This window comes from Granulosicoccus sp. 3-233 (assembly GCF_052681095.1).
In genome coordinates, this window is the sequence record NZ_JBQYLE010000011.1 from 233,414 (window position 1) to 257,715 (window position 24,302).

General features: G+C 55.7%; 18 protein-coding genes. 6 read left to right on the forward strand and 12 right to left on the reverse strand.

Translation table 11 applies throughout. The features are described 5' to 3' along the window. Positions 1-2: 2 nt before the first annotated feature. From ACUNV4_RS24510 to ACUNV4_RS24540, 7 genes are all read right to left on the reverse strand, one after another. Positions 3-362: a YciI family protein gene (locus ACUNV4_RS24510; protein ID WP_430881275.1), complete on the reverse strand. Its 360-nt coding sequence runs from the start codon at positions 360-362 to the stop codon at positions 3-5. 28 nt (positions 363-390) lie between these two features. Then, complete coding sequence (locus ACUNV4_RS24515; RefSeq protein ID WP_430881276.1) at positions 391-783, reverse strand: MAPEG family protein; 393 nt, start codon at positions 781-783, stop codon at positions 391-393. Positions 784-997: 214 nt separating this feature from the next. Then, a complete protein-coding gene (locus ACUNV4_RS24520) occupies positions 998-2,470 on the reverse strand; it encodes a DUF692 domain-containing protein (protein WP_430881277.1) in 1,473 nt (490 codons plus the stop codon). Then, a complete protein-coding gene (locus tag ACUNV4_RS24525; protein ID WP_430881278.1) occupies positions 2,454-2,909 on the reverse strand; it encodes a hypothetical protein in 456 nt (151 codons plus the stop codon). The genes ACUNV4_RS24520 and ACUNV4_RS24525 overlap by 17 nt, the downstream gene beginning before the upstream one ends. 292 nt (positions 2,910-3,201) lie before the next feature. Continuing rightward, positions 3,202-3,480 (reverse strand): hypothetical protein, encoded by a 279-nt coding sequence (locus ACUNV4_RS24530; RefSeq protein ID WP_430881279.1) that lies wholly within the window; start codon positions 3,478-3,480, stop codon positions 3,202-3,204. Positions 3,481-3,505: 25 nt separating this feature from the next. After that, positions 3,506-4,168 carry an ion channel gene (locus ACUNV4_RS24535; RefSeq protein WP_430881280.1) on the reverse strand — a complete coding sequence of 221 codons (663 nt, stop codon included), beginning with the start codon at positions 4,166-4,168 and terminating at the stop codon, positions 3,506-3,508. Next, a complete protein-coding gene (locus tag ACUNV4_RS24540) occupies positions 4,165-5,361 on the reverse strand; it encodes a low temperature requirement protein A (RefSeq protein WP_430881281.1) in 1,197 nt (398 codons plus the stop codon). The genes ACUNV4_RS24535 and ACUNV4_RS24540 overlap by 4 nt, the downstream gene beginning before the upstream one ends. Positions 5,362-5,489: 128 nt before the next feature. Here ACUNV4_RS24540 and ACUNV4_RS24545 point away from each other — a divergent pair, with 128 nt between their 5' ends. Beyond that, positions 5,490-6,398, forward strand: coding sequence for a LysR family transcriptional regulator (locus ACUNV4_RS24545; RefSeq protein ID WP_430881282.1), 909 nt, complete (start codon positions 5,490-5,492; stop codon positions 6,396-6,398). A 32-nt stretch (positions 6,399-6,430) separates the two neighbouring features. Here the strand turns inward: ACUNV4_RS24545 and ACUNV4_RS24550 are convergent, their stop codons facing one another. The 4 genes from ACUNV4_RS24550 to ACUNV4_RS24565 all read right to left on the reverse strand — a co-directional run bounded on the left by ACUNV4_RS24550 (position 6,431) and on the right by ACUNV4_RS24565 (position 13,016). Next, positions 6,431-8,632: a xanthine dehydrogenase family protein molybdopterin-binding subunit gene (locus ACUNV4_RS24550; protein WP_430881283.1), complete on the reverse strand. Its 2,202-nt coding sequence runs from the start codon at positions 8,630-8,632 to the stop codon at positions 6,431-6,433. Further along, a complete protein-coding gene (locus tag ACUNV4_RS24555) occupies positions 8,629-9,624 on the reverse strand; it encodes an FAD binding domain-containing protein (RefSeq protein ID WP_430881284.1) in 996 nt (331 codons plus the stop codon). The genes ACUNV4_RS24550 and ACUNV4_RS24555 overlap by 4 nt, the downstream gene beginning before the upstream one ends. Beyond that, positions 9,621-10,127 (reverse strand): 2Fe-2S iron-sulfur cluster-binding protein, encoded by a 507-nt coding sequence (locus ACUNV4_RS24560; protein ID WP_430881285.1) that lies wholly within the window; start codon positions 10,125-10,127, stop codon positions 9,621-9,623. Before ACUNV4_RS24560 ends, ACUNV4_RS24555 begins: the two co-directional genes overlap by 4 nt. A gap of 264 nt (positions 10,128-10,391) precedes the next feature. Further along, positions 10,392-13,016: a penicillin acylase family protein gene (locus tag ACUNV4_RS24565; RefSeq protein WP_430881286.1), complete on the reverse strand. Its 2,625-nt coding sequence runs from the start codon at positions 13,014-13,016 to the stop codon at positions 10,392-10,394. 1,022 nt (positions 13,017-14,038) lie between these two features. Here ACUNV4_RS24565 and ACUNV4_RS24570 point away from each other — a divergent pair. The 4 genes from ACUNV4_RS24570 (at position 14,039) to betC (ending at position 19,818) form a co-directional block, all read left to right on the forward strand. Further along, complete coding sequence (locus ACUNV4_RS24570; RefSeq protein ID WP_430881287.1) at positions 14,039-15,244, forward strand: ROK family transcriptional regulator; 1,206 nt, start codon at positions 14,039-14,041, stop codon at positions 15,242-15,244. Beyond that, a complete protein-coding gene (locus ACUNV4_RS24575) occupies positions 15,237-17,147 on the forward strand; it encodes a TRAP transporter permease (RefSeq protein ID WP_430881288.1) in 1,911 nt (636 codons plus the stop codon). Before ACUNV4_RS24570 ends, ACUNV4_RS24575 begins: the two co-directional genes overlap by 8 nt. Further along, positions 17,093-18,157: a TAXI family TRAP transporter solute-binding subunit gene (locus tag ACUNV4_RS24580; protein WP_430881289.1), complete on the forward strand. Its 1,065-nt coding sequence runs from the start codon at positions 17,093-17,095 to the stop codon at positions 18,155-18,157. Before ACUNV4_RS24575 ends, ACUNV4_RS24580 begins: the two co-directional genes overlap by 55 nt. A gap of 74 nt (positions 18,158-18,231) precedes the next feature. After that, a complete protein-coding gene (gene betC, locus ACUNV4_RS24585) occupies positions 18,232-19,818 on the forward strand; it encodes a choline-sulfatase (RefSeq protein WP_430881290.1) in 1,587 nt (528 codons plus the stop codon). Between the two features lie 753 nt (positions 19,819-20,571). On the opposite strand, the gene ACUNV4_RS24590 is transcribed toward betC, so the two are convergent. After that, positions 20,572-23,685 carry a hypothetical protein gene (locus ACUNV4_RS24590; protein WP_430881291.1) on the reverse strand — a complete coding sequence of 1,038 codons (3,114 nt, stop codon included), beginning with the start codon at positions 23,683-23,685 and terminating at the stop codon, positions 20,572-20,574. A 402-nt stretch (positions 23,686-24,087) separates the two neighbouring features. On the opposite strand from ACUNV4_RS24590, the gene ACUNV4_RS24595 reads away from it, so the two are divergent. Continuing rightward, positions 24,088-24,302: hypothetical protein (locus ACUNV4_RS24595; RefSeq protein ID WP_430881292.1), on the forward strand; the 215-nt coding region annotated here is incomplete at its 3' end.

Here is a 24,302-nt window from a genome sequence, read left to right on the forward strand (position 1 = left end):
GATCAGCCAGCGGGGTTGTAATCCATCAAGGGTCGCACCTCGATGGTACCGAACTTCGCAGACGGAATCAGAGCGGCGTACTTCAAGGCGGCATCCAGATCCGGCACATCCACCACATAGTATCCCCCCAGATGTTCACGGGTCTCGGCAAAGGGGCCATCCATGGTCTCGACCTTTCCCGATGTGATTCGAAGCGAGGTGGCCGCCTCGATGCCCTGCAGCCCTTCACCATCGCACAGTACACCGTCAGCCTTCATCTGATCATTGGCAGCGAAGAAACCGGCCATCATCTTTTCGAATTCAGGTGTGCCATGGACAGGCTCTCGAGCGGGGTCGTTATAGATCAACAGCATGTATTTCATCGGATTTCTTCCTTACAAGTAAGCAGTCTCAAAGACCGGGGAGGTTGACAGCCATGCACACCATGAGATTGATGGTGGCAAGGATGTTGGAGCCGTTGCCGACATAGCGCAACGGGTGAGCTGCGTTGTCGATTTGCAGCCCGAAGGGATGGGCGACACGCCCCAACACCAGCAATGCGCCGGAGATGTGCAGATAGAGGGCTGAAGTATTCATGCCTTCAGCCAGAATCATGAGAATCAGCACCAAAGCTGACCAGTCGGCACAATTCCCATGTTGTCGAATACGTTGCAACAACACGGGATTGCCACCATCCCCCATGGATTGCCCCATTCTCGATCGCAATGCGCTCACCCGGAGCCACAGTACAAGCCAGATGAGCGCGATAGCCAGAGCGTAGATCGGCGTCGTTGAAAACAGCATGTCGGATCAGTCCTGTCAGAGGGTTCATGACTCAAGGACGTCTGCACGACTCGTTTTTCGACATGAGATGAAAAAATATCCTACCGTATACGCCGCTATCGGAAATATTTCACAAAGAGCTTGCCAGCAGGACGCCCTGACCCGACCGCTCGAGCGGCACTCCCACCCGGTAAGCATCTGTGAATATCGCGGGCTCGTCAATCAGCCCCGCCTCTCAGAATATCGATTGCGCGTTGTCCGGCGTAATCTCGATTTCGAACAGACCAGCTCGACCCGGCTCATCCGGCAGCGTGCCCTCTCCCAGAGCAAGCAGCATCGGGAGGGGGTCGAACTCGAAGCGCACCAGCCGCGTTTCACCGTCAATCAGTGTCTCCAGTATGGCAATCTCGAACTCGATGACTTCGGCGAGCTGCGGCACATTGATATCCAGCCCCTGGATGAATCCGGCAAATGCTCGTGCCTCCGTCGCAGCGAACAGATTGGGTGTGACGTTCTTGCGGTATTCGGCCAGAATGGCGCGATATACCGGCTCGCCGAGTGCGAGTATCAGCAGTCGCGTAGTGCGCCGCAGATTACTGGTGATCATCGATGCACGAAACTCCAGAGACAATTTCTGCAACAATGCAAGCCCCTCATCGTTGGCCAGTTCCCTGCCCAGTTCCTGCTCGGGTGGTTTTCCGATGACAAGCGAACCCAGCTCGGTCTGCCAGGCCACCGGCGTCACCGTGTCCTCATCTCGTTGCTCCACAGGCCTGGGCTCGGGAGCGTGGGCTCCGGCATCACGCTGTCCAGCTGGATCACGCCGAGAGCCACGCAATGTCCACAATTCTCTGAGCCGTTCCAATTGCCAGCAGATCTCATCCAATCCGACGGATTCGACAAAGGATGGATAGATCTCGAAGATGATTGCCTTGAGATTCGGCAACCGGGCGACGATTTCCCTTGACTGCGTGAACAGCGCGTCGGGAATCGGCCCGGAGTGCGCGTCCAGCCAGTAGCCGTCCATCCAGAATCCACCGGCCAGATGCACCTCCCAGACGCGCTCCAGTGGCAACTGATCGATGAACGCATCAACAGGCTGACGACCATTCAGGGCGTTGGTGTGAATGTTGTGCAAGTCCAGCAAGATGCCGGAGTCGGCCTGCGTCGCGACCGCCGCCACGAAGTCTCCATCCGCCATTTCATCAGGCCGAGAGGCCAGATAATTGACACCCGTCTCGACAGCCAGATGTATCCCCAGTTCATCCCGCAACCGTCGGATCGAATCGACAACCACGTCAACGCCCTGCTCGCTCTGACGAGGTGGAAGAAAGAATCCGGTCTGGAACGCTTCGGTACTATTGAAGTTGAGGTGTTCGCTTGCCCAGGGCGATCCCAGATCCTGAATGATGTCACGCAACAGCGTGGTCTGATTCGGGTCGTGATTATTGCTTCCCCCCACCGGCACGCCGATACTGTGCACCAGCTTGTTGAAAGGCAGCTCACGAATATGTCGGGCCACCTCCTCGGGTTGACGGTAGCGATTGCTGTCTGCGCCCGTATCCAGCCACGTCGTCTGAGGCTCGACCTCGATGACATCAACCAGGTCGGCCTGATGACGCAGAATCGGCTCGATTGCCGAAGAGAAGGTGATACCCACCCCCATCTCCGGCAATTCCAGCCAACTCTGGCTAATTGGGGAATTCACCGCCATCGGTGATGATTCTCAGCTCTCGCTCGAACGTCACATCAAACCCCGAGCAGCACATGGCCTGTCCGCCTTGCTCCCAATGTGGCCCGATACGCTTGCCCAGAATATCGATCGTCTTCAGTATCTGTTTCAGGTCGTACTCCACACTGGGTGCAATGGGCACTGTGACCCTGCGCTCTCTGACACCACGAGAGACCGCTTGTCCGGCGCGGACCGCCGTGGGCTTCACCGCCAACTTCTTGTCGATGATGAAATCTCGCTCACTCTCGAATGTGCAGTCGAAACCCGAGAAGCACTCAGGACAACCGAGCCTTTCCGCGAACGCAGCCACCCCTTTCTTGAACGTATCCAGATCGTTGGCAACCGATGCTGCCATTGATATTCTGACTGCCCCACCCGGCCAGCCTTGTAAATCCTTGCTGATCTTCTTCGCCATTTTCCACTCCTGTTTGAACAGTGGTTCTACTGAACTCTGATCGGACGAATCGCGTCGAGCCAACATGATTCACGTACGGAAGTAGCGCAGGACGCAGGTTGCCAATCCATGAAGGATCCATCGAGGCGAAAAACGACGCACGCCCGTCTGGAGCTTCAATAGATACTCCCCTGGCGTGAAGGCAACAAGCTTACGAAAGTCTAGCCATGGACTCCCTGCTTCTGTTTTGCGCACGGTGAAGCACTTGGCCCTGGCTTGCACGAGAAGATGATGGACACGAAAGCCGGGCTGACTAACCGCCAGGGCGTGTCCGCTCGAATCGCCGCCCCAGAAGCCATGCCACCTCAGCGGGAATGGCGAAAATCACCAGGAGAATCGGCAGCTCTTCCATCACGGTATAGCCCGCACCCAAAACCCCGACCGCCATATTGACAAGCGCTGCGACAAACCAGACGGGAATGAACAGCTGTACCGCCCGACCGAGGCCGGCTTCACGAGCCCGAAACCAACCGATGCCGCAGAAAATCGCGAGCAGCACAAAACCACCTGACAATACCATGACCGTATGCATCGTGAAATTCCTCCGTTGTTCGTTATCAAGCTCTCGCAGCGGTGTGCATGCCGACCAGGCGAGACAGCAAGATGACCGTGTAGAGAACGCCCACAATCGCCTCAAACGCAGCAAACGCCTGCGCGTAAAAACCCGCGGGGAGAATGTCGCCGTAGCCGAGACTTGTGAGCGTCACGTAGCTGAAGTACAGGAGCTGCTGCCAGTCCAGCACCATTCCCGAAGCGGAAACAAATGAACCGGGGGCCAGTGCTTCAATACAGGCGAAAATCGCCGCGAAAGATGATCCAATGATCAGGTATAACGACGTCGCCGCAAGGATCACATCGGTGAAGACGTCGTGCGCCATGAAGGTATAGCGCGCAAGCACAATGATGATCACTCCGTGATAGACCATGGAGGTCACATAGACGGCCATCCCCGTCGCGGCCGTGGGCGCGAAGGCATTCACGAGTCCGGACAACAATACAGCCAGACCACTACCCGTTGCCGAGATGCGAAGGCCTGTCGAATCGGTGAGCAACCAGGTGGCCACGACGAACATCGATGCGTAAACGCAATAGAAGACGACCGGCCCGATACCCTTGCCTGTAGAGAGGGGGTATATCAGATTGTGCAGAATGACTGCAAGGAGCAGACCTCCGGTCTTCAAGACACCGGAATCCAGGCAGGTCTTTCTCTGGTAACTCATGCTTCAACAGCATGAGCATGGCGACCGAGTCGGTACGCGAGCGTGAGCATCGGGAACAACACGCCCAGTCCCAGCAGTAGCGCAGGTGCATGCGTCACTTGAATTAGAAGGCCGATTGCGACAATCACGAGACCTGTCAGCGGTAATGCCCCCGGCAGAGGGCGTGCGATGCTTCGTCGGAACAGTGCGTTTCCTGCCAGAAAGATCAGCGGTCCGGCAACGGCGACCAGTATTGTGGGCAGATGCGCGGCTTCCACCGGGTGCGCAATGATCTCCTCGATCGACACGGCCACGACAATCGCGCCGCAGACCATGATGCCATGAGCGTAAGCCAGCCCGGAGCGAGCAAGCTTCGTCTGCTCGGCCCTGGTTTCAAACGCGTGCTCACCTTCGTGAAACGTACCGACGAAATAGATCCACCACAGCGCCACGATGATCAGGAACCCGATGGCTGCGGCGAGAACCACCCCTGCATCAAGCGTACTGCCCACAAGAGTACCGCCAAGCAGAAGAATCGACTCACCCAGTGCAATGATGAATACGAGCTGATTGCGTTCGAGCAAGTGCAAGCCCTCCAGCGTCCAGCTTTCCATGCTGGTAGCACCAAAGCCTGGCAGCCAGAATCCGACATAAGGAGCAGCATAATCGACCACAACGGCCAACAGCCACAATTCCAGGCGCAAGGGTTCCGCAACGGCCCCGCAGATCCACAAGACGGCCGACAGCGTACTCCAGGCCCCCAGCTGAGCGTAGTTCCTCCCCATGCGCTGGTTGCGCAACAGAAGAGCCATCCAGCCTGCACGCACCAGCGACATGGTCACGTAGGCACCCACGAAAAGACCTGCCCGCTCGGTGAAGGCATAGGGCATGGCGATGGCCATGATCAAGGCACACGCCATCAGAAAGATCATCAGGACACGCCCACCCTGATGGTCTGGATCAAGCCAGTTCGCAGCCCATGCGGTGTAATTCCAGGCCCACCAGACCGCAGCGAACAGGATTACCGCTTGCAAGGCACCCACCGCACTTTGATGCTCCAGCAGAAAGTGCGACAGCTGAATGATCGAAAACACGTAGACCAGGTCGAAGAACAGCTCAGTGCTCGTGACGCGAACGGCGGAACCGGATTCGCGACGGCGCAGGGCTGACACAGGTGCCAGCTTCTCGACCAGTGTACTTGTATGGGCGTTCAAGGGATTCTCCGTTATCGGCAGGAGCTTCTTCCCTGACCAGACACCACAGATTAAGTCCAAAGCCAAATCGAATGCATCTCTTCAGCGTGTATAAACTATCCCATATCAACGAACAATCGGAACGTGCAATGGATCGCCTGCTGACTATCGAGGTCTTCGTGAGAGTGGCCGAGACGCTGAGCTTCACTCGCGCCTCTGACGTGCTGAACCTGCCTCGCTCGACAGTCTCTGCCGCCATCCGCGAGCTGGAAGCACACCTGAATACTCGACTCATCAATCGTACGACCCGCAAGGTGTCGCTCACGACAGATGGCACCGTCTACCATGACTGGTGTCGACACCTGCTCGCTGACATAGAACAGACCGAATTGCGCATGCGCAGCGCTGCGGATGGTGCGAGCGGACGACTGCGTGTCGAGGTGCCCGGCCGAATCGCAAGACGGATAATCTGCCCGGCGCTACCCGACTTTCTGGCAAGCCATCCTCAACTCGCCCTGGAGATGGGGGTCAGTGATCGGACCGCTGACCTTGTGAAGGAGGGTATCGACTGCGCGATTCGCGTCGGAAAACTCACCGACTCATCCCTCGTCGCGCATTCCATCGGTCCACTACGGGTAGGCACATTCGCCAGCCAGAGCTATCTCTCCGATCATGGCATTCCACAAACGATCGACAATCTCAGCCATCATCGAATCGTCCAGTACACGGGCACCATCAGTCAGACGACGGCACCTCAGCTGTGGTACCGCGACCACGGCAACGACAAGTCGGTGAGCGTGCGTGCCAGCATCGCTGTCGATGACGCCGATACCTACATCGCCTGCTGTCGAGCAGGACTGGGACTGATTCAGGTACCGGCCTACGACGTCAGCGATCTGCTGGAAAGCGGGGAGCTGGTGGAGGTGCTGAGTGACCGCCCCCCGGCTCCGATGCCCATGTCGGCAGTGTATCCGGAACGGCGATACACATCAGCTCGCGTACACGTGTTCGTCGAATGGCTAAAGGAACTCTACGCCAGTCACATGCGTGATGGATAGTGTAGAAATACGACACCCCCAAACAGGCCGGCTCAGTCCAGATAGGGCAGTATCTTGTCAAGCGTTGCCGGATACTCTCTGACTCGTGCACCGCTTGCATTATAAATTGCGTTGACGATGGCCGCGGCGGCACCGCAGATACCGAGCTCGCCAATGCCCTTGGCCTGTATGGGGCTGGCATGATCGTCGCGCTCATCAAGCAGAATCACATCCAGCTGCGGCACATCCAGATTGACCGGTACGTGGTACTCCCCCAGGTCACGATTGACGATATGACCGTCACGAGGGTCATGCAGCAACTCTTCTGTCAGTGCCATACCGATACCGAATATCATGCCGCCATAACATTGAGAGCGAGCGGTCTTTTCATTCAGTATGCGACCCGCACTGAACACACCCAGCATGCGCTGCACACGAGTTTCACCGGTAACGGCGTTGACCGCGACTTCGGCAAAATGGGCACCAAACGTTGCCTGGCGTACATCGTCGCTGGTCTCACCCGGCTCGATATTGCCAACAGCCTGCAAGCTTTCACCGTCAAGGAGCTCAACCAGATCGTAGCGTCTGTTACGCACAATCGCCCGTCCGTCCTTCAGCGTCAGTTCTCCCGTATCGCAGTCCAGCTTCTGGCAGAGCTGTGAGCGAAGTTCTTCACAAGCCAGAAAGACGGCAGAGCCGGATGAGGAAGCCCCCCATGATCCACCGGAACCTGAAGCGCTCGGCAGGTCGGTGTCACCCAGACGTGTTTCAACTCGATCCATCGCTACGCCGAGCATCTCACCGGCTATCTGCGACAGGATGGTATAGCTGCCAGTACCAATGTCGGTCATGTCGGTCTCGACGATGACGGAGCCATCGGATGAAAGTGTGACTCTCGCTTCCGATTGCATCAGCATATTGACCCGTGCAGCTGAAGCCATACCCATACCGATCAACCATTCACCCTCCCGTACCTGACCCGGTACCGACTGACGCTTCTCCCAGCCGAAGGTTTTGGCACCGTGCTCGAGCGCTTGCCGAAACTTTCTGGAAGAGAAGGCAATATCCTGTTCGGGGTCATTTTCCGGAATGTTCAAGAGACGCAATTCAACCGGATCGATACCAGCGGCCTCGGCCAGTTCATCCATGGCGTTTTCCAGAGCCGTGACACCCACTGCCTCTCCGGGTGCCCGTACCGAGCCTGCGCAGGTCTTGTTCAGCCGCGCTATCTCCAGACCGATTCGCCGATTCTTGCCGCCGTACATGAAATGAGTAGCCTGGCCCACCGGTTCGGCGAATGTTTCATCAGGCAGGTTGGACACCAGACTGACATGGCTCAATCCGGTCAGGACACCCGCCTCGTCAGCAGCGAGCTGGAAATGCTGACGCGTCTCGGAACGTCGCATGACCGCTTCAAACACCTGTTGCCGGGACAAGGTGACACACACCGCGCGTTGCAGTTCCTTTGCCGCGATGGCTGCAGCAACGGCTTCCGGAGCAATACCCAGTTTGGAGCCAAAGCCACCGCCCACGTATCTGGAGATGATCCTTACCTGCTCTGCATCTATGCCCAGCGAATCGGCCAGTTCGTTGCGATTGTACTTGAGCATCTGGTAGCTGCCGTACAGGGTCAGCTTGTCCTCTTCCCAATGAGCGATGGCACAGTGCGGTTCCATCGCCGCACTGTTGTGGCCCGGAGTACGGTAAACCTGATCGACCGTGAAGGCAGCCTCCTGCATTGCCTGATCCACATCGCCCTGACTGAATTGCTTCTCATCCGGTTTCTCCACCTGAGCATCGGATGCTTCCGGATCCACTGCGGCTGACTCGTCTGCCTCGTAGTCCATGGTCAATGACTGAGCCGCATGACGAGCCCCTTCGAATGTCTCGGCAACAACCAGTGCGATGGGCTGACCCAGATACACTACATCCTTGACACCTTGAACCGGTGCTTCATTGGCCGTGCCCTGAGCAGGATTGCGTAGCAGCCGCTCGTCATCAATCACCGCAAGCACACCCTCCATCGACAGTAGCGCTTCCTTGCCAATGGAGAGAATTCTGCCTTTGGCGAAGGGCGCACGAACCAGCACCCCGTATGCCTGGTTATCAATTGCCCACTCATGCGCATATGTGGCGCTGCCGCTGACCTTCAATGGTCCTTCGGTACGGTCCAGTGGCTTGCCAATCAGCCCCTGGGCCATGTCATCCAGCCTCCGACGGGTATCAGGCTCATCCATGATCATCTTTGCGCTCATGCATCACCCCCAACGCTTGCCGCTTCACTGAGCACAGCAATCAATGTGCGTTTCAACAACGGAATCTTGAAGTCATTGCCACCATGTCCACTGGCATCGGCAAGCAGGCAGTCTGCAGCTTTCTCGAACAACTGCCTTGAAGGGGCCTGGCCGAGCAGCAATGCTTCCACCTCCGGATCTCGCCAGGGTCTGGGAGCAATGCCCCCGAAACTCAAGCCTACGTGTGAAAACATACCCGACTGCAGTTGAGTCACCGCAGCGACGGATGTCAGTGCAAAGGCATAAGAGGCACGATCACGCACCTTGCGATACCACTGATAGCTGTTCTCGATGGGCGCCGGCAAATGTACAGCGGTGATCAATTCACCACTTTCCAGCTGGTTTTCACGCTGTGGTGTCGCACCGGGCAGACAATAGAAATCCTGCAACGGTACCTGTCGACGACTGCCATCGGTTTGTTCAATTTCAACCGTGGCGCGCAACGCCTGCATGGCCACCGCCATGTCACTGGGGTGAGTGGCAATGCAGTGTTCGCTGCCACCAATGATTGCGTGCAATCGGTTCTGGCCTTGCAAGGCACTGCAACCGCTACCCGGATGTCGCTTGTTGCAGGGGGACGCCGTATCGTAGAAATAGTAGCAACGCGTTCTCTGCAGCAGGTTGCCTCCGGTCGTGGCCTTGTTGCGCAACTGAGCGGATGCGCCCGATAGCAAGGCACGTGACAGCACTGCGTAATGCTGCCGTATCCGGGCGTCAGCGGCCAGCGTACTGTTGGGTACCAGAGCGCCGATTCGCAATCCCCCGTCGTCATTCGGTTCGATGGAATTCAAATCGAGTCGATTGATATCGACCACGACATTCGGGGTCAACACTTCAAGCTTCATCAGATCCAGCAGATTGGTTCCGCCAGCAATGAACGATGCATTGCCTCCAGCGGCGATTGAGGTGGCCTGTTCGACGGACTCTGCCCGTTGATAATCGAAACTCTTCATGACTTGTCGCCCGCCTCGATGATGGCATCGACAATGTTGGGATAGGCAGAGCAACGACACAGATTGCCGCTCATACGTTCAGCGATTTCATCGGATGTCAGCTCTGGCGCATCCACCAGCGACACGGAAACATAGCTTGGCCAACCTTCCTTGATTTCATCGAGCATCGCGGTTGCCGAGCAGATCTGGCCCGGCGTGCAGTAGCCACACTGAAAGCCATCGTGTTTGACGAAGGCCTGCTGCATGGGGGACAGATTGTCCGAACTACCCAGACCTTCGATCGTCGTGATCTCATCTCCGTCGTGCATGACTGCCAGCGTCAGACAACTGTTGATGCGCTTGCCGTTGATCAGAATCGTACAGGCACCACACTGGCCGTGATCACACCCCTTCTTGGTACCGTTCAACTGCAAGTGTTGCCGCAGAGCGTCCAGCAGCGTTGTGCGAACATCAACCGACAATTCGTGCATCTCGCCGTTCACCCGGATATTCAGTGTCTGCATGGCCATTATCTACCAGAGGTATCTTGGTGGGATGCAAATCATATACGCCTGGCTCAGCCTGATTGCACGATTGAAAAGTTGACGGATACGGAACGCAGCCCGCTCTCATTCATGCCGGGATGATGCGACAAGGCAGGGGCGATCTGCAGCGTGCTCATTCCGGGATGATGCAACAAGTCAGGAGCGAGATGCAGCGTGCTATGGTCGCCGGACAGCGAGCCTGTCTGCTCGGCGTATCAGCCGCCGGATCGTTGGCGGGCTCCCCTACTCACCCTCCACGGTACCGGACAACACAAGCTCAGTGTCTGGCAACAGATTCGCGGCAATATCCGCTTCCGAATAGAGCAGTTGCCGCCGTGTTTTCATTGAATAGTCGAGACTCTGATCGATGAAGTGCGCAGAGCCCGGATCGGTGGATTGCGAGTAGCTCAACAAGCCATAAGCCAATGGCCCCTCGTCGGTGAATTCCAGACCGAAGTGCCAACTCGTACCCCGACCAATGGCCCAGCCTTCACCACTGGTGGCAGACAGACCTTCACTCGCTGGTAGCGTCGGGTTGTTGATGCGCGGGTAGATCGTGTCCTCGTGAACCGGCGAACGAACCACGCCTATGGCGTTGAACACACCTTCGTTACTACCGATACCGCCATGCCAAGGTATCGGGTCTGCCAGCGCCACTGCGGCCTGTCCGCCGAGCAGGCCCGCCGGTGGAACACCGCCAGACGGCGTCCAGGTCTGTACCGTACCCAGTGCGGCATCGTAGGCAATACCCGCTGCGTCCAGCGTATCCAGCGCGTCGGCAAGCAATTGCAAGGCGATATCCTCTGCCGTGCCGCGCCCCTCGGTCGGCAGCAGGTATTGCGTATTGGCCGGATCTGCCGGGTCGAACTGTACGTCGATCTCCACTGCGTCACTGTTGAACAGCTTCGCCAGAAAGACTCGGTAGACGTGAGCACCGACACTGTCGATGTTGTAGAGCCCGTCCCAGCCAGCCAGAACGGCACAGCCTTCGCTCACCGAGCGGGCGGTGTTGGAGCTGTTCGGCACCGGAGTATCTGCGATCAGTACGCAGCGTTCACGCAACTCTGGCAGCCCCAATTCGGCATACAGACCACGGTTGTTCCAGATCACATCGAGCAGCTCGCCGGCACCGAACAGGCTGTCCTGACCTGCCGGAGCGGTTGCCGCAAAGCCGGGCTCGTCCGGGTTCTGCAACATGCGAAGTCCCAGTTGCGTGCGCTCGTTCACCGGCAAGGATTCATCGCCATACAGGGCGGAGAAACCGGTCAGCTGCTCCGCCGGATTGCTCTGCCAGTGGCTGGAATTGGAGTTCTGCACGAAATCGCGACGCGCCAGCGCCGGCTTTTTATCGTAAGGCACCCGTCCGAGGCAATCACCTTCGACCCAATCGTCGCGCGAGGTACTGCCGTCGAGCAAGGTGATGCCATTGTCGAACAGCTGCGCGTAGTCGGCACTGGCTGTACGCTTTGCGTCGATGACCGCCAGCGCTTCATCGGACAGGTGCGGCACCGACGAAGAATCGATGTACCAGGCATTACCATCAGCGTCGGCATAGACGGTATTGGTCCACAAGGTACTGCCGCACGCCTTGAACACCTGCTGAAAATCGTCCAGATTCTGCGACATGCCCATGCCTAGCCAGCTATCTATCATCGCCGACACATCGTCATTGGCGTCGCGATAGGTATAGGCGGTACCATTGACACCCCAGGCCGGTAGTGCACCATTGGTGATGAGGTCAGCGGCCAGCATCGGACCGTATTCGGAGAACAGGAATTCGCGTTCCAGTAGCGTGGGCGTGTCGCTACCGTTCGCCACGGCAATCTGAATGGTGCGCGCCGTGAAGGGAATGGTCTCACCATCCTTCACGTAGGCACGCTCATCGCCCTCGGCCAATGTCAGCTCATACCAGGTGAACCGAGTACCGGTACTGACCGTGTGTGACCAGGCCACCGATTCGTTGAAACCGATCAATGGCAATGGCACACCGGTCAGCGTTGCGCCATTGACGTCGTAGTGTCCCGGCACACTCAAGTGCATCTGGTACAGACGACGTGGCCCGCTATAGGGAAAGTGCGGATTGGCCAACAGCGCACCGCGACCACCCTCCGACAGCTCGGCACCAATGCCCCAGGCATTGCTGGCCAGGCCCGTCTCTTTCGGCAGGCGTAGTGAGACCGCCTCCTTCAGGTTGATATTCTGCCACGAGGAAAGACTGGCACTGCTGCTTTCATCGACGACCACCGTAGCTTGTGCAGAGCTGCCTGGCGGCACCGCCGCATAGATGGCACCGGTTACGAACAGATCACCACTGGCATATTTCGCAACGGAGGTGTAGTAGGCCACCAGATCCTCGCGCGTGATTTCCCGCACCCATGGCTGATCTCGACAGGCTGGAGGCAGCTCACCACTGTCTGTTTCCCTGAGGTACTGGTTGTAACCGGCAGCAAAACCGTCAATCAGTGCCTCACTGGCCGGAGTCAGTTCCACACTCTGAGCACCGCCAGGCGGCGCAGTGATGATCCTGTATGAGAAGTCAGACAGGATATTGGCATTGTTCTCACCCGGGCCGAAAAACAGCGAACGCTCCCCTCGTACCTTGACGATGCTCTCGGCAATCAGACACACATTGTCGCTGGCCTGCACATAACCCGCACCGAAGGCCACCGACGCGAAATCCTCACCGCGGATGTGCGGCACGCCTCCCGTCGTGAATCGTATGCTTGCCTCCACCGTACCATCGGTTGCTATCAGCGGCAGACCACCCCCGACGACGCCCCCTGTCGAGTCACCGTCATCGTTGCTGGAACAAGCACTCAGGACGGTGACGAGCGTGGCGTACAATATGGCGCGACTGGGGTAATTCATACAGGACACTCCTGTGTTTCAGCATAAATGACAACGCTACATTGCAAGGTATCAGAGTCGTGGGGGTTTCTCTACTGGGACGGCAGGTAGTTGCCTGGTTCCGAGGAACGATCGCAATGCCTCTTCCCAATCCTTGTTCTCTTGATCTGAGTGAGCTCATGGCTGTAGTACACAACATAATCGAACAAATGACCTAACAACCGACTGTTCACTTTCCGGTTGGATAATTCCACGGCAACCACTTCTCCGCCATGGTCTGTACTGAAATCCACCCGGATTTCTTAACTCAGAATTGGGTTGACTATGCGACTGTTTGATATACAAATCGATAATCAACAGGCTCATGATGAGGCGTGCTGTGTATTGCTATTAGTGCAAGGTTGTATCCGCCTGATTGCCGGCCTTATTGGAATTCTGTCTACGTAATCGGCTCATCAATTCCCCCAGCCCCCCTGAGCAGGCATTTGATGGCGGAGTGCTATCTGATGCTCAACTCCTGGAAGTCGACGCAGGGGGATCCAGGCCCAAATTGCCCCCAGCTGACAATGAAAGTCCGCGATGGCTAAATCTGGAGTCAACAGCACCAGAATTGACATAGACCTGCGCAAGTCAAGATCCCATTCGCGACAGTACCGGGCATTGTCGAGACCAGCCTCTCGTCAGACAAGTACCTGACTTTCACTATAAGCGTGACAGTTGAATATTTGACGGTGTGAAGACATGAATTATTGCTCACTGCAGACGGTAATTATCTTTTGGTGAGCGATTCCGGATCATTGAATGACGTTGACCTCCAGTGCCTTGAATTCAAGGTAATCTGTCATACAGCCAAGACAAGCATCTGATTCAAAACGGATTTTCCAAAGCGTGGATCCCAGGATGTTCGCTTCGAACGGCTCATAATCCTGCAGCCCGTAAAAAATGCTTGAAAAAATCGCTCGTCGTGAATTACTATCCAACATATGGTTATTAATTCAAATGCGAGCGCGACACCTTCAAGCCTTCGTAAAACCCACCGAGGGATGATTCTGTCGCGAATCAAGGCGGAGCCGGGCATTTCTCGAGCTGAGTTGGCACGCATGTGCGGCTTCTCGGAAATGGCCGCAACCCGAATTGTCAGAGAGTTACTGGCCGCTGGCATCATCGAAGAATCCAACGCCAGGGAAAAAGCCAAGTCCGGAACAAAGAAGAAGCACGTCGGCAGACCGAAAACCGGCCTTCATATCGTGAAGGATGGCTTGTTTGCAGTAGGGATCACGGTGTCTGCCTATCATTCGGAAGTGTCGATCTGTGACGCGGATGGTCAGCATCGCGCGAGCAGTCGTCTTGACAATGTTCCGTTTGACAATGTGCCTGATGCCGCTCGGGTCTACGCCCATGCGTTGCGAGACTTGATTGAAACCTCTGGTATAGACGTTGATCGAATTGCCGGCGTCGGAGTAGCACTGTCCGCCAGAACATTGCCCGACCGTGGTGAGATCGTGAAATCCGACTACTTTGGCTGGTTAAACGACGGTGGTCAGTTCCGTCGCGAAATCCAGAAGGTGATCAATCTACCTGTCGAAATTGAAAACATAGCCAATGCACTAGCCATTGCAGAAATGCGGTTTGGTGCCGCGCGCAATGTTGCCGATTTCACGCTGATTCACGTCGCGACTTTCGTTGGTGCGGGTGTGGTTTCGGACCACCGTTTGGTGCGAGGAAATTCCGGAATTTCCGGTCAGTTGGGACATTTTCGGGCAGAAGATCGGCCTCTGGTTTGCGTATGCGATCGACATGATTGTCTCAACCTCTCGGCAACGGGTTTTGGACTGTTGTCGCGGATGGGCAAGTTGGACCATCGGGCTTTTGACACATCGAAATTATCATTCTATGCCAACTCCCTGCTAGCCGCCCTCAATGACCCGGAAGCCACCGATCTGGTTGCTGAGGCCGGTGAACAACTCGCCCCTGCGCTGGATAGTGTCGCCAAACTTCTGGGCCCGAAGTTGATGATCATCAGCGGCTATCTTGGCGCGAATGACTGCTATTTCAATGCACTTGAGGCCGTACTGAAGCATCAATTCGACTACGATCCGCAAGGGTCTTACCAATTGGTGAAGGGCACGATAGCCTCGGTGGAATCTGCGGCGCTGCTGGCTTTGCACGCGTTTTGTTATTCCAACCGTTTTGACTACGACCGGTTTGCGCGCACGTCAAAACACTCAGAGGATGCTTTCCATGGGTGATTCGGCGTACGCCAAAGCTCTCTCGCTTGTCATCTCGATTACTGCAGTAATCCTTGTCGGATTAACGCTTTATACCGCTTTCTTTGGCGTCTATCCGGATGGCATCCAACGTAGCGCTCATCTTTTGCTTGTGATGATCCTCGTTTTCTCAATGTCTCTCAAGGCGACACTCCTCCGCGATACCGACAATGCACAAGGCCCGGCTGTTCTGATCAGGCAGGCCTGGATCATTCTCATGCTCGTCGGATCAGTAATTGCGACGGGCCATCAACTGTTCAATTTCGATGCGATCAACAATCGGTACGGGTCGATAACGCAATACGAGATCTATTTTGGCGCCATACTAGTCATTGCCCTGTTCGATGCCTGTCGCCGCACCATCGGTTGGCCAATCATCCTGCTTGCCAGCATTTTCATTCTCTATGGACTATTTGGGTCCTATTTGCCCGCCCCACTGGCGCATCGTGGCTATTCACTTCAGCGGGTAGCATCACAGATCTATCTCGGAGGGGGTGGCATCTTCGGCACACCGCTGGGCGTGAGTGCGACTTTTGTTACTGGAGTCGTTGTGCTCGGCGCTTTACTCGAGAAGACCGGCGCAGGTCAGGTATTGATGGATTTTGCGACCGCTCTTACCGGACGGATGCGCGGTGGGCCCGCGAAGGCGGCAGTTGTCGGATCCAGCCTGATGGGCATGATTTCGGGTACTGCGGTTGCCAACGTATTGACAACGGGACCAATCTCGATCCCTCTGATGCGTAAAAGTGGATACCGCAAGGAAGCAGCTGGAGCAATTGAAGCCGTGTCGTCTACCGGTGGGCAATTGATGCCGCCAGTCATGGGCGCGGCGGCCTTCATCATGGCGGAATTCACCGAAACCTCCTATCTGACTATCGCCAAAGCCGCGTTCCTGCCAGCGGTAATCTTCTACGCCGTTCTACTGGCAATGGTCCATTTCGAGGCCATCAAGCGCAACATCCCGGCCTTACGTGATGCAGATTCGATTACGGAATGGGGGTCGATCCTCAAGCATTCCTACCTTCTGATCCCATTACCGGTTTTCGTCAGCATGCTGCTTAACGGCAATTCGATCATGTTGTCGTCATTCTGGGCGATCGTGGCCTCCACCATGGTTAGCTACTTGAACAGGGCAACTGCCCTCACTCCGCGCCGGATTGTCGATACCTGTATCGCTGCCACCAACGCGGTTATCCCCGTCGCTCTGGCCTGTGCCGCTGCAGGTGTAATCATCGGGATCATCACGTTGACGGGTATCGGACTGAAGTTCTCGACCCTGGTTGTCGCATTTTCGGGCGGCTCGCTGCCTCTGGCGCTGGTTTTGACGATGCTGACCTGTCTTGTTCTGGGCATGGGCCTACCGACCGCAGCGGCCTACATCCTGGTTGCCACACTGGTGGCCCCTGCATTGGTAGACCTCGGCGTCAGCCTACTGGCGGCGCATCTCTTTGTTCTCTATTCAGCAATGCTGTCATCAATAACTCCGCCCGTAGCCTTGGCAGCCTATGCTGCAGCTTCAATTGCAAACGGCAACCCTCTCAAAATAGCGGTGCTGTCCTGCAAATTTGGCATGGCAGCATTTGCAGTCCCCTACTTCTTCGTTTATGACCCCGCGATCCTGGGACTGGAGGTGACATGGGTTCAGATCACCTTGTCCTTCGTCACTGCGATCCTGGGCGGCATTTGTGCCAGCGCCGCCCTGATGGGGTATTTCACTGACCGTCTGAGCATGGTCAAACGTCTCATCTTTGCGATAGCCGCCATTTTCTTCATGAACTCGGATTGGCGTATTGATCTTGCCGCCTTCGCAATTTTAGCAGCCCTTGTCTATTGGACATCACGCCGAGCTACACCATTGGCAAAAACAGAAACCAAGACAGGGTAATAACCACAAAATCAAACCCCGGAGGGAGATACCAGATGAAGCTTGACCTCAAGATCATTCTCTTTACAGCGACCACATTGGTCGTCCCGACTTTCACACAGGCCGCGGACTACTTGTCAATCGGCTCCTGCCCCGTAACCTGTACCGCCTACACCTGGTCGGCAGGTATCGCCGATGTGATCAACAAGAACGTGGAGGGCGTGCAAGCTACGGCCGAAGAAACCAAAGGCTATGTAGCCAATATCGCTTTGATGCAAGGTGGGGAAATGGAAGCCTCGATGGCAACGTCCTTGTCCGCCTATGAAGCCTATACGGCCACTGGGAACTACGAAGGCTCGGAGGCCGGCAAGGTCATGGCCTGGATGTCGATTGCGCCGGTTGCCATGCACATCATTGCGCTTGAAGGTGGGCCTGTGAACTCGATTGAAGACCTCAAGGGCAAGCGCATTGGCATGGGCCAGCCGGGTGGCGTTTCCATGCTTGATGCAAACGCACTGATGGCCAAGGTCGCTGGTGAGGATTTTGAACCTTTCCGGGTTCGCCTGGGCGATATGGTTGACATGCTGAGTGACGGCAACATCGACGCTGCATTGTGGAACGGGTCTTTCCCACTTGCCCCGTTGATCAAGCTGAGTGCGCAGCGCGATCTGAAGCTTATTCCCGTCGAAGACGACTTCCTTGATGCCCTGCGTGCGGATTATCCACCCTACTTCCGGCTGTCCATTCCGAGCGGCACCTATGAAGATGTCAAAGACGACACCCCAACGTACGGGCTGGCGAATGGACTGGTAATCCTGGCTGATGTACCCGAAGAACGGGTCTATCAGATGACCAAGGCGATTTTCGAAAATCTTGACGCTCTGGCAGGAGTACATCACGCGTTCAGCAGAGTGTCCGCAGACACGATCCTCAACGGTTTTGGTTCTCCGTTGCACCCTGGTGCATTACGCTACTACCGCGAAATCAATGTGCCAGGTATCGAGGAGTTCGTCGCCAGAACGGGTGGCTGATTCGTCACCTCCGCCCTTCGGTTCGCCTCAGTTGCGCGGGCCGAAGGTAAATTTTCAATAATCAGGATTCTGCCATGTCTCGCCCGAATATCCTTGTCATCCAAGCCGATCAGATGACTGCCCTGTGCCTGTCCGCTTATGGCAAACCTTACGCCATTACGCCGAACATCGACAAGATGACCAGGAACGGAACAACCTTCACCAACAGCTATTGCAACAATCCGGTTTGCGGTCCGTCGAGGGCGTCGATGATGACCGGTCGATTGCCGTCTGATGTTGGCGTATTCGACAATGGTGCGGAATTTCTGCCATCGGAGCCGACCTTCGCACACTACTTGCGCACGCTTGGCTACAAGACGACACTTTCCGGCAAGATGCATTTTGTGGGCCCTGATCAGCTTCACGGGTTCGAGGAGCGCTTGACCACGGATATCTACCCATCCGACTTTGCCTGGACTGCAGATTGGGATCAGACAGACGAGCCCTATGCTCCTTCAGTCATGAGCCTTCTGAGCGTAGTCGAGGCTGGGCATTGCGAGCGAAATCTCCAAATCGATTACGACGAGGAAGTGTTCAGCGCCGCCAGGCAAGAGATGTACAACCACGCGCGATCGACTGATGACAGGCCATTCATGCTGCATGTCTCTTTCACGCAACCTCATAACCCATTCGTCGCTGGCAAGAAGTATTGGGACATGTATGAGGGCATCGACATCCCGGAGCCCGAAGTCGCGCATATACCCTATGAAGACCGCGACCCCTGGGCGCAGAGGTATTTTCTGACCATCCGGCAAGACGAGTTCGATATCACGCCGGAGCAACTCTACAACGCGCGTCGTGGCTACTTTGCGATGGTCACTCATTTCGATGAGTTGATTGGCGGTCTGGTAGAGACGCTTGAAAGCATTGGTCAGCTGGACAATACCTATATTTTCATTACATCAGACCATGGTGAAATGCTGGGAGAACGAGGTATGTGGTTCAAGTTCAACCCTTATGAGGCATCGGTCCGGGTACCACTGATTGCACAGGGTCCAAAACTGAAAGCCGGCCACCGGGAAGACGCGCTGGTCTCGCTGGTTGATTTGCTGCCGACCTTTGTGGACATTGCAAGCGATGGAAAATTCGACAGCTATGTAGCCCCTCATGACGGGCGCAGCCTGTTCGATTTACCTGCTCGTGGAAGCGCTGACGACAAGATATTCATTGAATTCAACGGCGAAGGCCTCTATGCCCCCGCACTGATCATGATCAAGGGTAACCTGAAACTGGTACACAGCCGGACCGATCCGAAGATGCTCTTTGATCTTGAAAAAGACCCGCTTGAATTGGTCAATTTGTCGGAAGATCCCGCTTATCAGGACGCCATGAACGCGATGTTTGCCGAAATGCAGGCACGCTGGGATGAAGATGATCTCGACCAGCGTATCAGGACATCACAGCGCAAGCGCATCTTCGTTCAGAACGCCATGAAGCACGGCCGCTTTCCATCGTGGGACTTTGGGCCGGCTTATGATCCGTCGAAGGTTTATGTGCGCGGTGGAAGCGACCCAAGCACAACGGCAACCAAACAGCGCGGACGCTATCCTTACGTCCCTGTTACTCCACCTCAGTACCCGAGAAATGCAAAGAAACAAGATCGGTGCGGAGGCAATACCTGATGATTATGGTTTGGAGCTGTTGATAATGGATTTCGTGCTGTGGCAGGTTGATACACAGCGGGGACCAAATGAGTGATGAGAAATAGCAGGGTTTGGAAGGCTTTCAGATAGTCAGGTGGAATCGACTGTTTTTTCAGCACAGCGTTCTTGCGGTCATGGGAATGGCTTGGAGTGGCGCTGCTTCGAAATCGTCATCGGATGATTCCGGGTTTGCGAGGCAGCTTTGCCGACGATTGAGGGTCTTAGCTGCATTATATGACAATCGCACAGATGATTATCAATCAGGGTGAGAGCCGCGCTCGCCCTGAACAAGGCCATGCCGCCGGCAAGACAACGCCCCATTCAATTTATCTACTATAAAAGAAGAGCCACCGATACGACGTCGGGCTCGTTCAACCAACGGATCAAGTCGCGGCGTGGCGCGACTTTTTCTTAGTCACTCGATTTGCATTTAGTTTCAAATGACCTGTAACTACCGGTTAGTATTTAGAGTGGCGTTCCCATTCGGCGTAAAACTACGGTTTACAACGATATATATTTACGGATCTCGCGGCTTCGGATCAGCGATCCTGTCTGCTCGGTCAGTGCCTTGATGGCAAGATGTATCCTACGGACACCCATTGATGAGATCCATCCGTGGTCGGCTGCGCCGTCGGAATCTACCAGGGTTCCGCCTGTCGGCTGCAGTACCTTCGGTACTAAAGGCGGTGCCCTGCGCTTCTGATCCCTCACCCTCTTGCACCTTCCGATACACTACGGACGTTGAAGAGTTGATACGCCGTGGTGTGTTGAGGACGGACCACACATGGGCAGGTTATTTTCGATGCGGTTCCAGATATCTGAGTAGTGGTTGTCGAATAGAGAAACCGCCTCTTCGCCAGCACCTTCAAGAGCCTGATAAAATTGCTGCTCGTTACCAGGCACAGGCTCCCACCGCATTGTAGGCTGGTATTCAACGTATTGCCGGGTCTGTTGCTCGAGCTCGATCAACCTACCCAAGGGAAATTGTTCCCCCAGTCTGTCATTGAAGGATGCCCGGAAGAATCTCTGCAATACCAGGAACTGCCCCAAGGGAATCATGAATTCGTCTGCGGACATTCCAAGGGTTTCTATCGCGTATTCGGGAATCTTTTCTTCCTTCAATATACCGTTGACGCGTTTCATCTGATCCACCGAAAAATCCAGTGCCTTTGCGGTGGACTCATCGGCCCTACCGTCGTAGCGACTGCGAGCAGCAAAAGTGGTATGCAGCCAAAGATCAACGTGGTCAAGAGCGTTGTCTGACAAGGCCGCAAACTCGAACTTATCGTCCAATCTGCGTTCTTTCTCCCTGAACTGGGAAGTATGGTCCTCAAGGTACCAGTAACGAATCGGCAGACTGGTTCCCTGAAAGCCGTCGCACAGGCACTGCCCGGCCTGAACCGGATCGCCCGCCGCGCAAGCCAAGGTCTTCTCCACCAGAACGGAGGAAGCTTGCTCCCCGAGGTCTGTATCCATGAACTCTCGTGAGCGCATGGCCAGATCCTCTGGCACTACCACACCGTCAGCCACCACATTCTGAAACCCGGCTGCGGAGCAGTACGACTCATCGCCCGCAGCAATGCCCTCGGCAATCATCGCGAAATATTGCCAGCGACGGATGGCCATGCGCTGCTCGGCAATGTCCCGCAATCGCGGGTCGACCAAAGATTCTTCAGTGTTGAAGGTAAAGGAGTCCACGAGGCGGTCCGCTTCGATAACGCGACAGCCCAACGGCGTATCGGCTAAAGCCGGGTGTAGGTAGGTCAGCCGAGACATGAGATTCCCATCGCCCGGCGTGATGGTGACAGCGACCACTCGCTGGTCTGCTGCATAGCGCAGAGCCTGATTGAGGATGCCCGCATCAAACACACCGATCTCATGGGCACTGCCACCGTTCTCGATACTCAACGATACTTGACCTTCACCCTGCCACTTCCAGTCGACTTGTCTCACATCGAAATCATCTGCTTCAGGATCTTGACCGAAGAGGACACCACGCACCTTGAAGCTTCGAGAGGCTGTGCGGAAATTCGTCGATGACGATCGACGCGGAGCATCTTGCCCAATGGCCTGTCCTAGGCCTTCACTGATACCTTGGGCCACTGTCGGGAAAATCTCGGAGTAGCCACCAAAATTCCTCACGATAGCCGCGCGTTGATTAACAGGGGCGCGATCGGCAACGCTCTGCGCCACTTGACTGGCAATCCGCTGATCGACCGCCTCCGCCGCCGTGGCTCTCCACCCTCTGGCCGAATCCGATGCCACCTGGCGTACCAATGTTTCCGATTCCGGGGTCAAGCTGAACCGGAATGATCTCATTTTTTCGGCCACTTCACTGTGCGCTTGTCCCAGCAGTGTCTCTACCACCAAGTGATTGGCGTACGCTCTTGACCATTTTCCAACGGCCTTCTCCCCGATTTCCCGAGCCAAATCTGCACCTTGCCTGGCCAGCTCGTTGTCCAGGCTGCCACCACCGGCACTGAAGGTCTGCCCAACCATTCTCGCAATGAGATTCCCTTGCGCATCCAGAGCTCCCATGGGAATGCCGTATCGTTGATTCACTCGCTGATGCAGCCTTGCCAGCAAGCCTGGGTCTCGTCGATCCAAGGCCTCGAGGACGGGTGCCAGATCTCGCTCGATTCGACGTAGTACCGTTTCAGGTTCCTGAAAACGAGGGCCGATACTTTCGCTGGCCGCAGCTCGCAAGCGTTCCGACCTACCAATCGGCGATGCTATCTCTTGCCGCAGAACGGCAGCTCGCACGAAATCGGTGCGCGAATGCCTCGCTGGCCGAACACCGGCGCTTCGCTCCAGAATACCGGATTGCATCATCTGCTGAAGACTGACTCGCGCCACATGCGCAGACACGCGAGCGACACGTTCGGCAGCATCGAGGTCAAACAACTCGTCGTCCGTGCCGTCGTCTTCTTCGACTTCCGCGATTTCGACTACCGTATTGACTTCCCGCTCGAGATCGGCCTGCAGCGAGTGGACACGCAGGTTGTTCACTGCTAGCCGCATGCTATCGGCGAGCGGCTCCGACGTCCATCCGATCAATGAGATCACCAGCAATGCGGTGACGAGCATGGATAGTGGACGATTAACCAGCTCAAGGTCAGCCGAGAGCCGCCTGCTAGACAGCACGCGCGCCAGCAGATTCGGCTGATCCTCAGGCTGTTGCGTTTGATTCACGGAAAGAACCTCCTCCACATCGAGCTCCTTGCGTGCAATCTCCATCGCAGTCAGAGAGAACAGATCGCCCAGCTCCGCCCTCAACTGCTCACGCTCAGCCAGCAACTCCTTGGACACGCCCATCTCGGAAAGCCGTCGTAACAACCCGGCGACCCGTTCCACCAATTCGGACAACTCAGGCTCATCGGCGTACGCAAGAAGACGGTTCGGATCAGCGCTCAATTGCTCGAAAATCTGTTCGGCTCTCGTCGTCCATGCTGCGACCACCCGCGACCTGGCATGTCTAGCCACCAGATACAAGGCGATAGCCGATCCGATGATGCCGATCCAAATAGCCGTGGTGGCGTAGTTTTCCACGAAATCACTAACGGACCGATGAAGACTCGTCAAACCATTTATCAGGGACTGACCCGCCGAATGGTCAATGCCTGAGAAGAGATCGAACAACCAGATCAGAAACACCACTAGACACAGAGACAGCAGTGCGGCACCAGCAGCATCTCTAAGCTTTTCACACGCGGCGAGTATGCCGATCTTTGCCACTTTCTGATGCAAGTTTTTCGTCTTCCAACCAGATTGCAACAGTGGCACAATCCAGAAATGAGTTAGTGACCACAAGGCGACGAAGATTGCGAGCAATGCAACGGGGTTCATTGGACTACCTCCCACTGATTATCAGGACTATTCGAATAGCGCTGCAAGCGAACAGCTACCCACACAATTTCCTGTGGTTTCCTCTGTCGCCAGGTCATTATCAATCAACAATCAAATTGGCATATCCGAAATTCCTGCATACAGATTAAAATGTACTTGACTGTCAACTTCATCTACGTTTTGTTTCTGTCCCATGACAAGATTCAATCGCGACGCAGAAATGACTTACCAACCGTTAGTGACAACGGTTGATAACCAAGCAGCCGTAAATATCTATAACATAATGAATCTGGACGCTCACCACCCATTTAGACTAGCCAACATTTTGACCAGACAATCGACTAGCCCGAGAATCTCAGTGCGCCGTGGAAAGGTCGCACTCTCTAGAGGGTTAGCCTCAATGTGACAAAACTACGCCGCGTTTTGAGCGGATCGCTCGTATGCCTGAAAGGTTACCAGGAGTTTTGGGTTGATTCCGATCTCCAGAATAGCTTTGCCTGCATTATTCACCAAACGCCCGGCTCGATTGATCAGCTCATTCCGCAGTGTCTGTATCTGCGCGTACTGAAAGTGAGTTCGACGCTTCTGTGTCCTCGCTCGCTTATGCTCAAGCAGAT

Coding starts and splice junctions, on each gene's coding strand:
- ACUNV4_RS24510 (WP_430881275.1), bottom strand. CDS start 362: ATGAAATACATGCTGTTGATCTATAACGACCCCGCTCGAGAGCCTGTC.
- ACUNV4_RS24515 (WP_430881276.1), bottom strand. CDS start 783: ATGCTGTTTTCAACGACGCCGATCTACGCTCTGGCTATCGCGCTCATC.
- ACUNV4_RS24525 (WP_430881278.1), bottom strand. CDS start 2,909: ATGGCGAAGAAGATCAGCAAGGATTTACAAGGCTGGCCGGGTGGGGCA.
- ACUNV4_RS24530 (WP_430881279.1), bottom strand. CDS start 3,480: ATGCATACGGTCATGGTATTGTCAGGTGGTTTTGTGCTGCTCGCGATT.
- ACUNV4_RS24535 (WP_430881280.1), bottom strand. CDS start 4,168: ATGAGTTACCAGAGAAAGACCTGCCTGGATTCCGGTGTCTTGAAGACC.
- ACUNV4_RS24545 (WP_430881282.1), top strand. CDS start 5,490: ATGGATCGCCTGCTGACTATCGAGGTCTTCGTGAGAGTGGCCGAGACG.
- ACUNV4_RS24550 (WP_430881283.1), bottom strand. CDS start 8,632: ATGAGCGCAAAGATGATCATGGATGAGCCTGATACCCGTCGGAGGCTG.
- ACUNV4_RS24555 (WP_430881284.1), bottom strand. CDS start 9,624: ATGAAGAGTTTCGATTATCAACGGGCAGAGTCCGTCGAACAGGCCACC.
- ACUNV4_RS24560 (WP_430881285.1), bottom strand. CDS start 10,127: ATGCAGACACTGAATATCCGGGTGAACGGCGAGATGCACGAATTGTCG.
- ACUNV4_RS24565 (WP_430881286.1), bottom strand. CDS start 13,016: ATGAATTACCCCAGTCGCGCCATATTGTACGCCACGCTCGTCACCGTC.
- ACUNV4_RS24570 (WP_430881287.1), top strand. CDS start 14,039: ATGATTCTGTCGCGAATCAAGGCGGAGCCGGGCATTTCTCGAGCTGAG.
- ACUNV4_RS24575 (WP_430881288.1), top strand. CDS start 15,237: ATGGGTGATTCGGCGTACGCCAAAGCTCTCTCGCTTGTCATCTCGATT.
- betC (WP_430881290.1), top strand. CDS start 18,232: ATGTCTCGCCCGAATATCCTTGTCATCCAAGCCGATCAGATGACTGCC.
- ACUNV4_RS24590 (WP_430881291.1), bottom strand. CDS start 23,685: ATGAACCCCGTTGCATTGCTCGCAATCTTCGTCGCCTTGTGGTCACTA.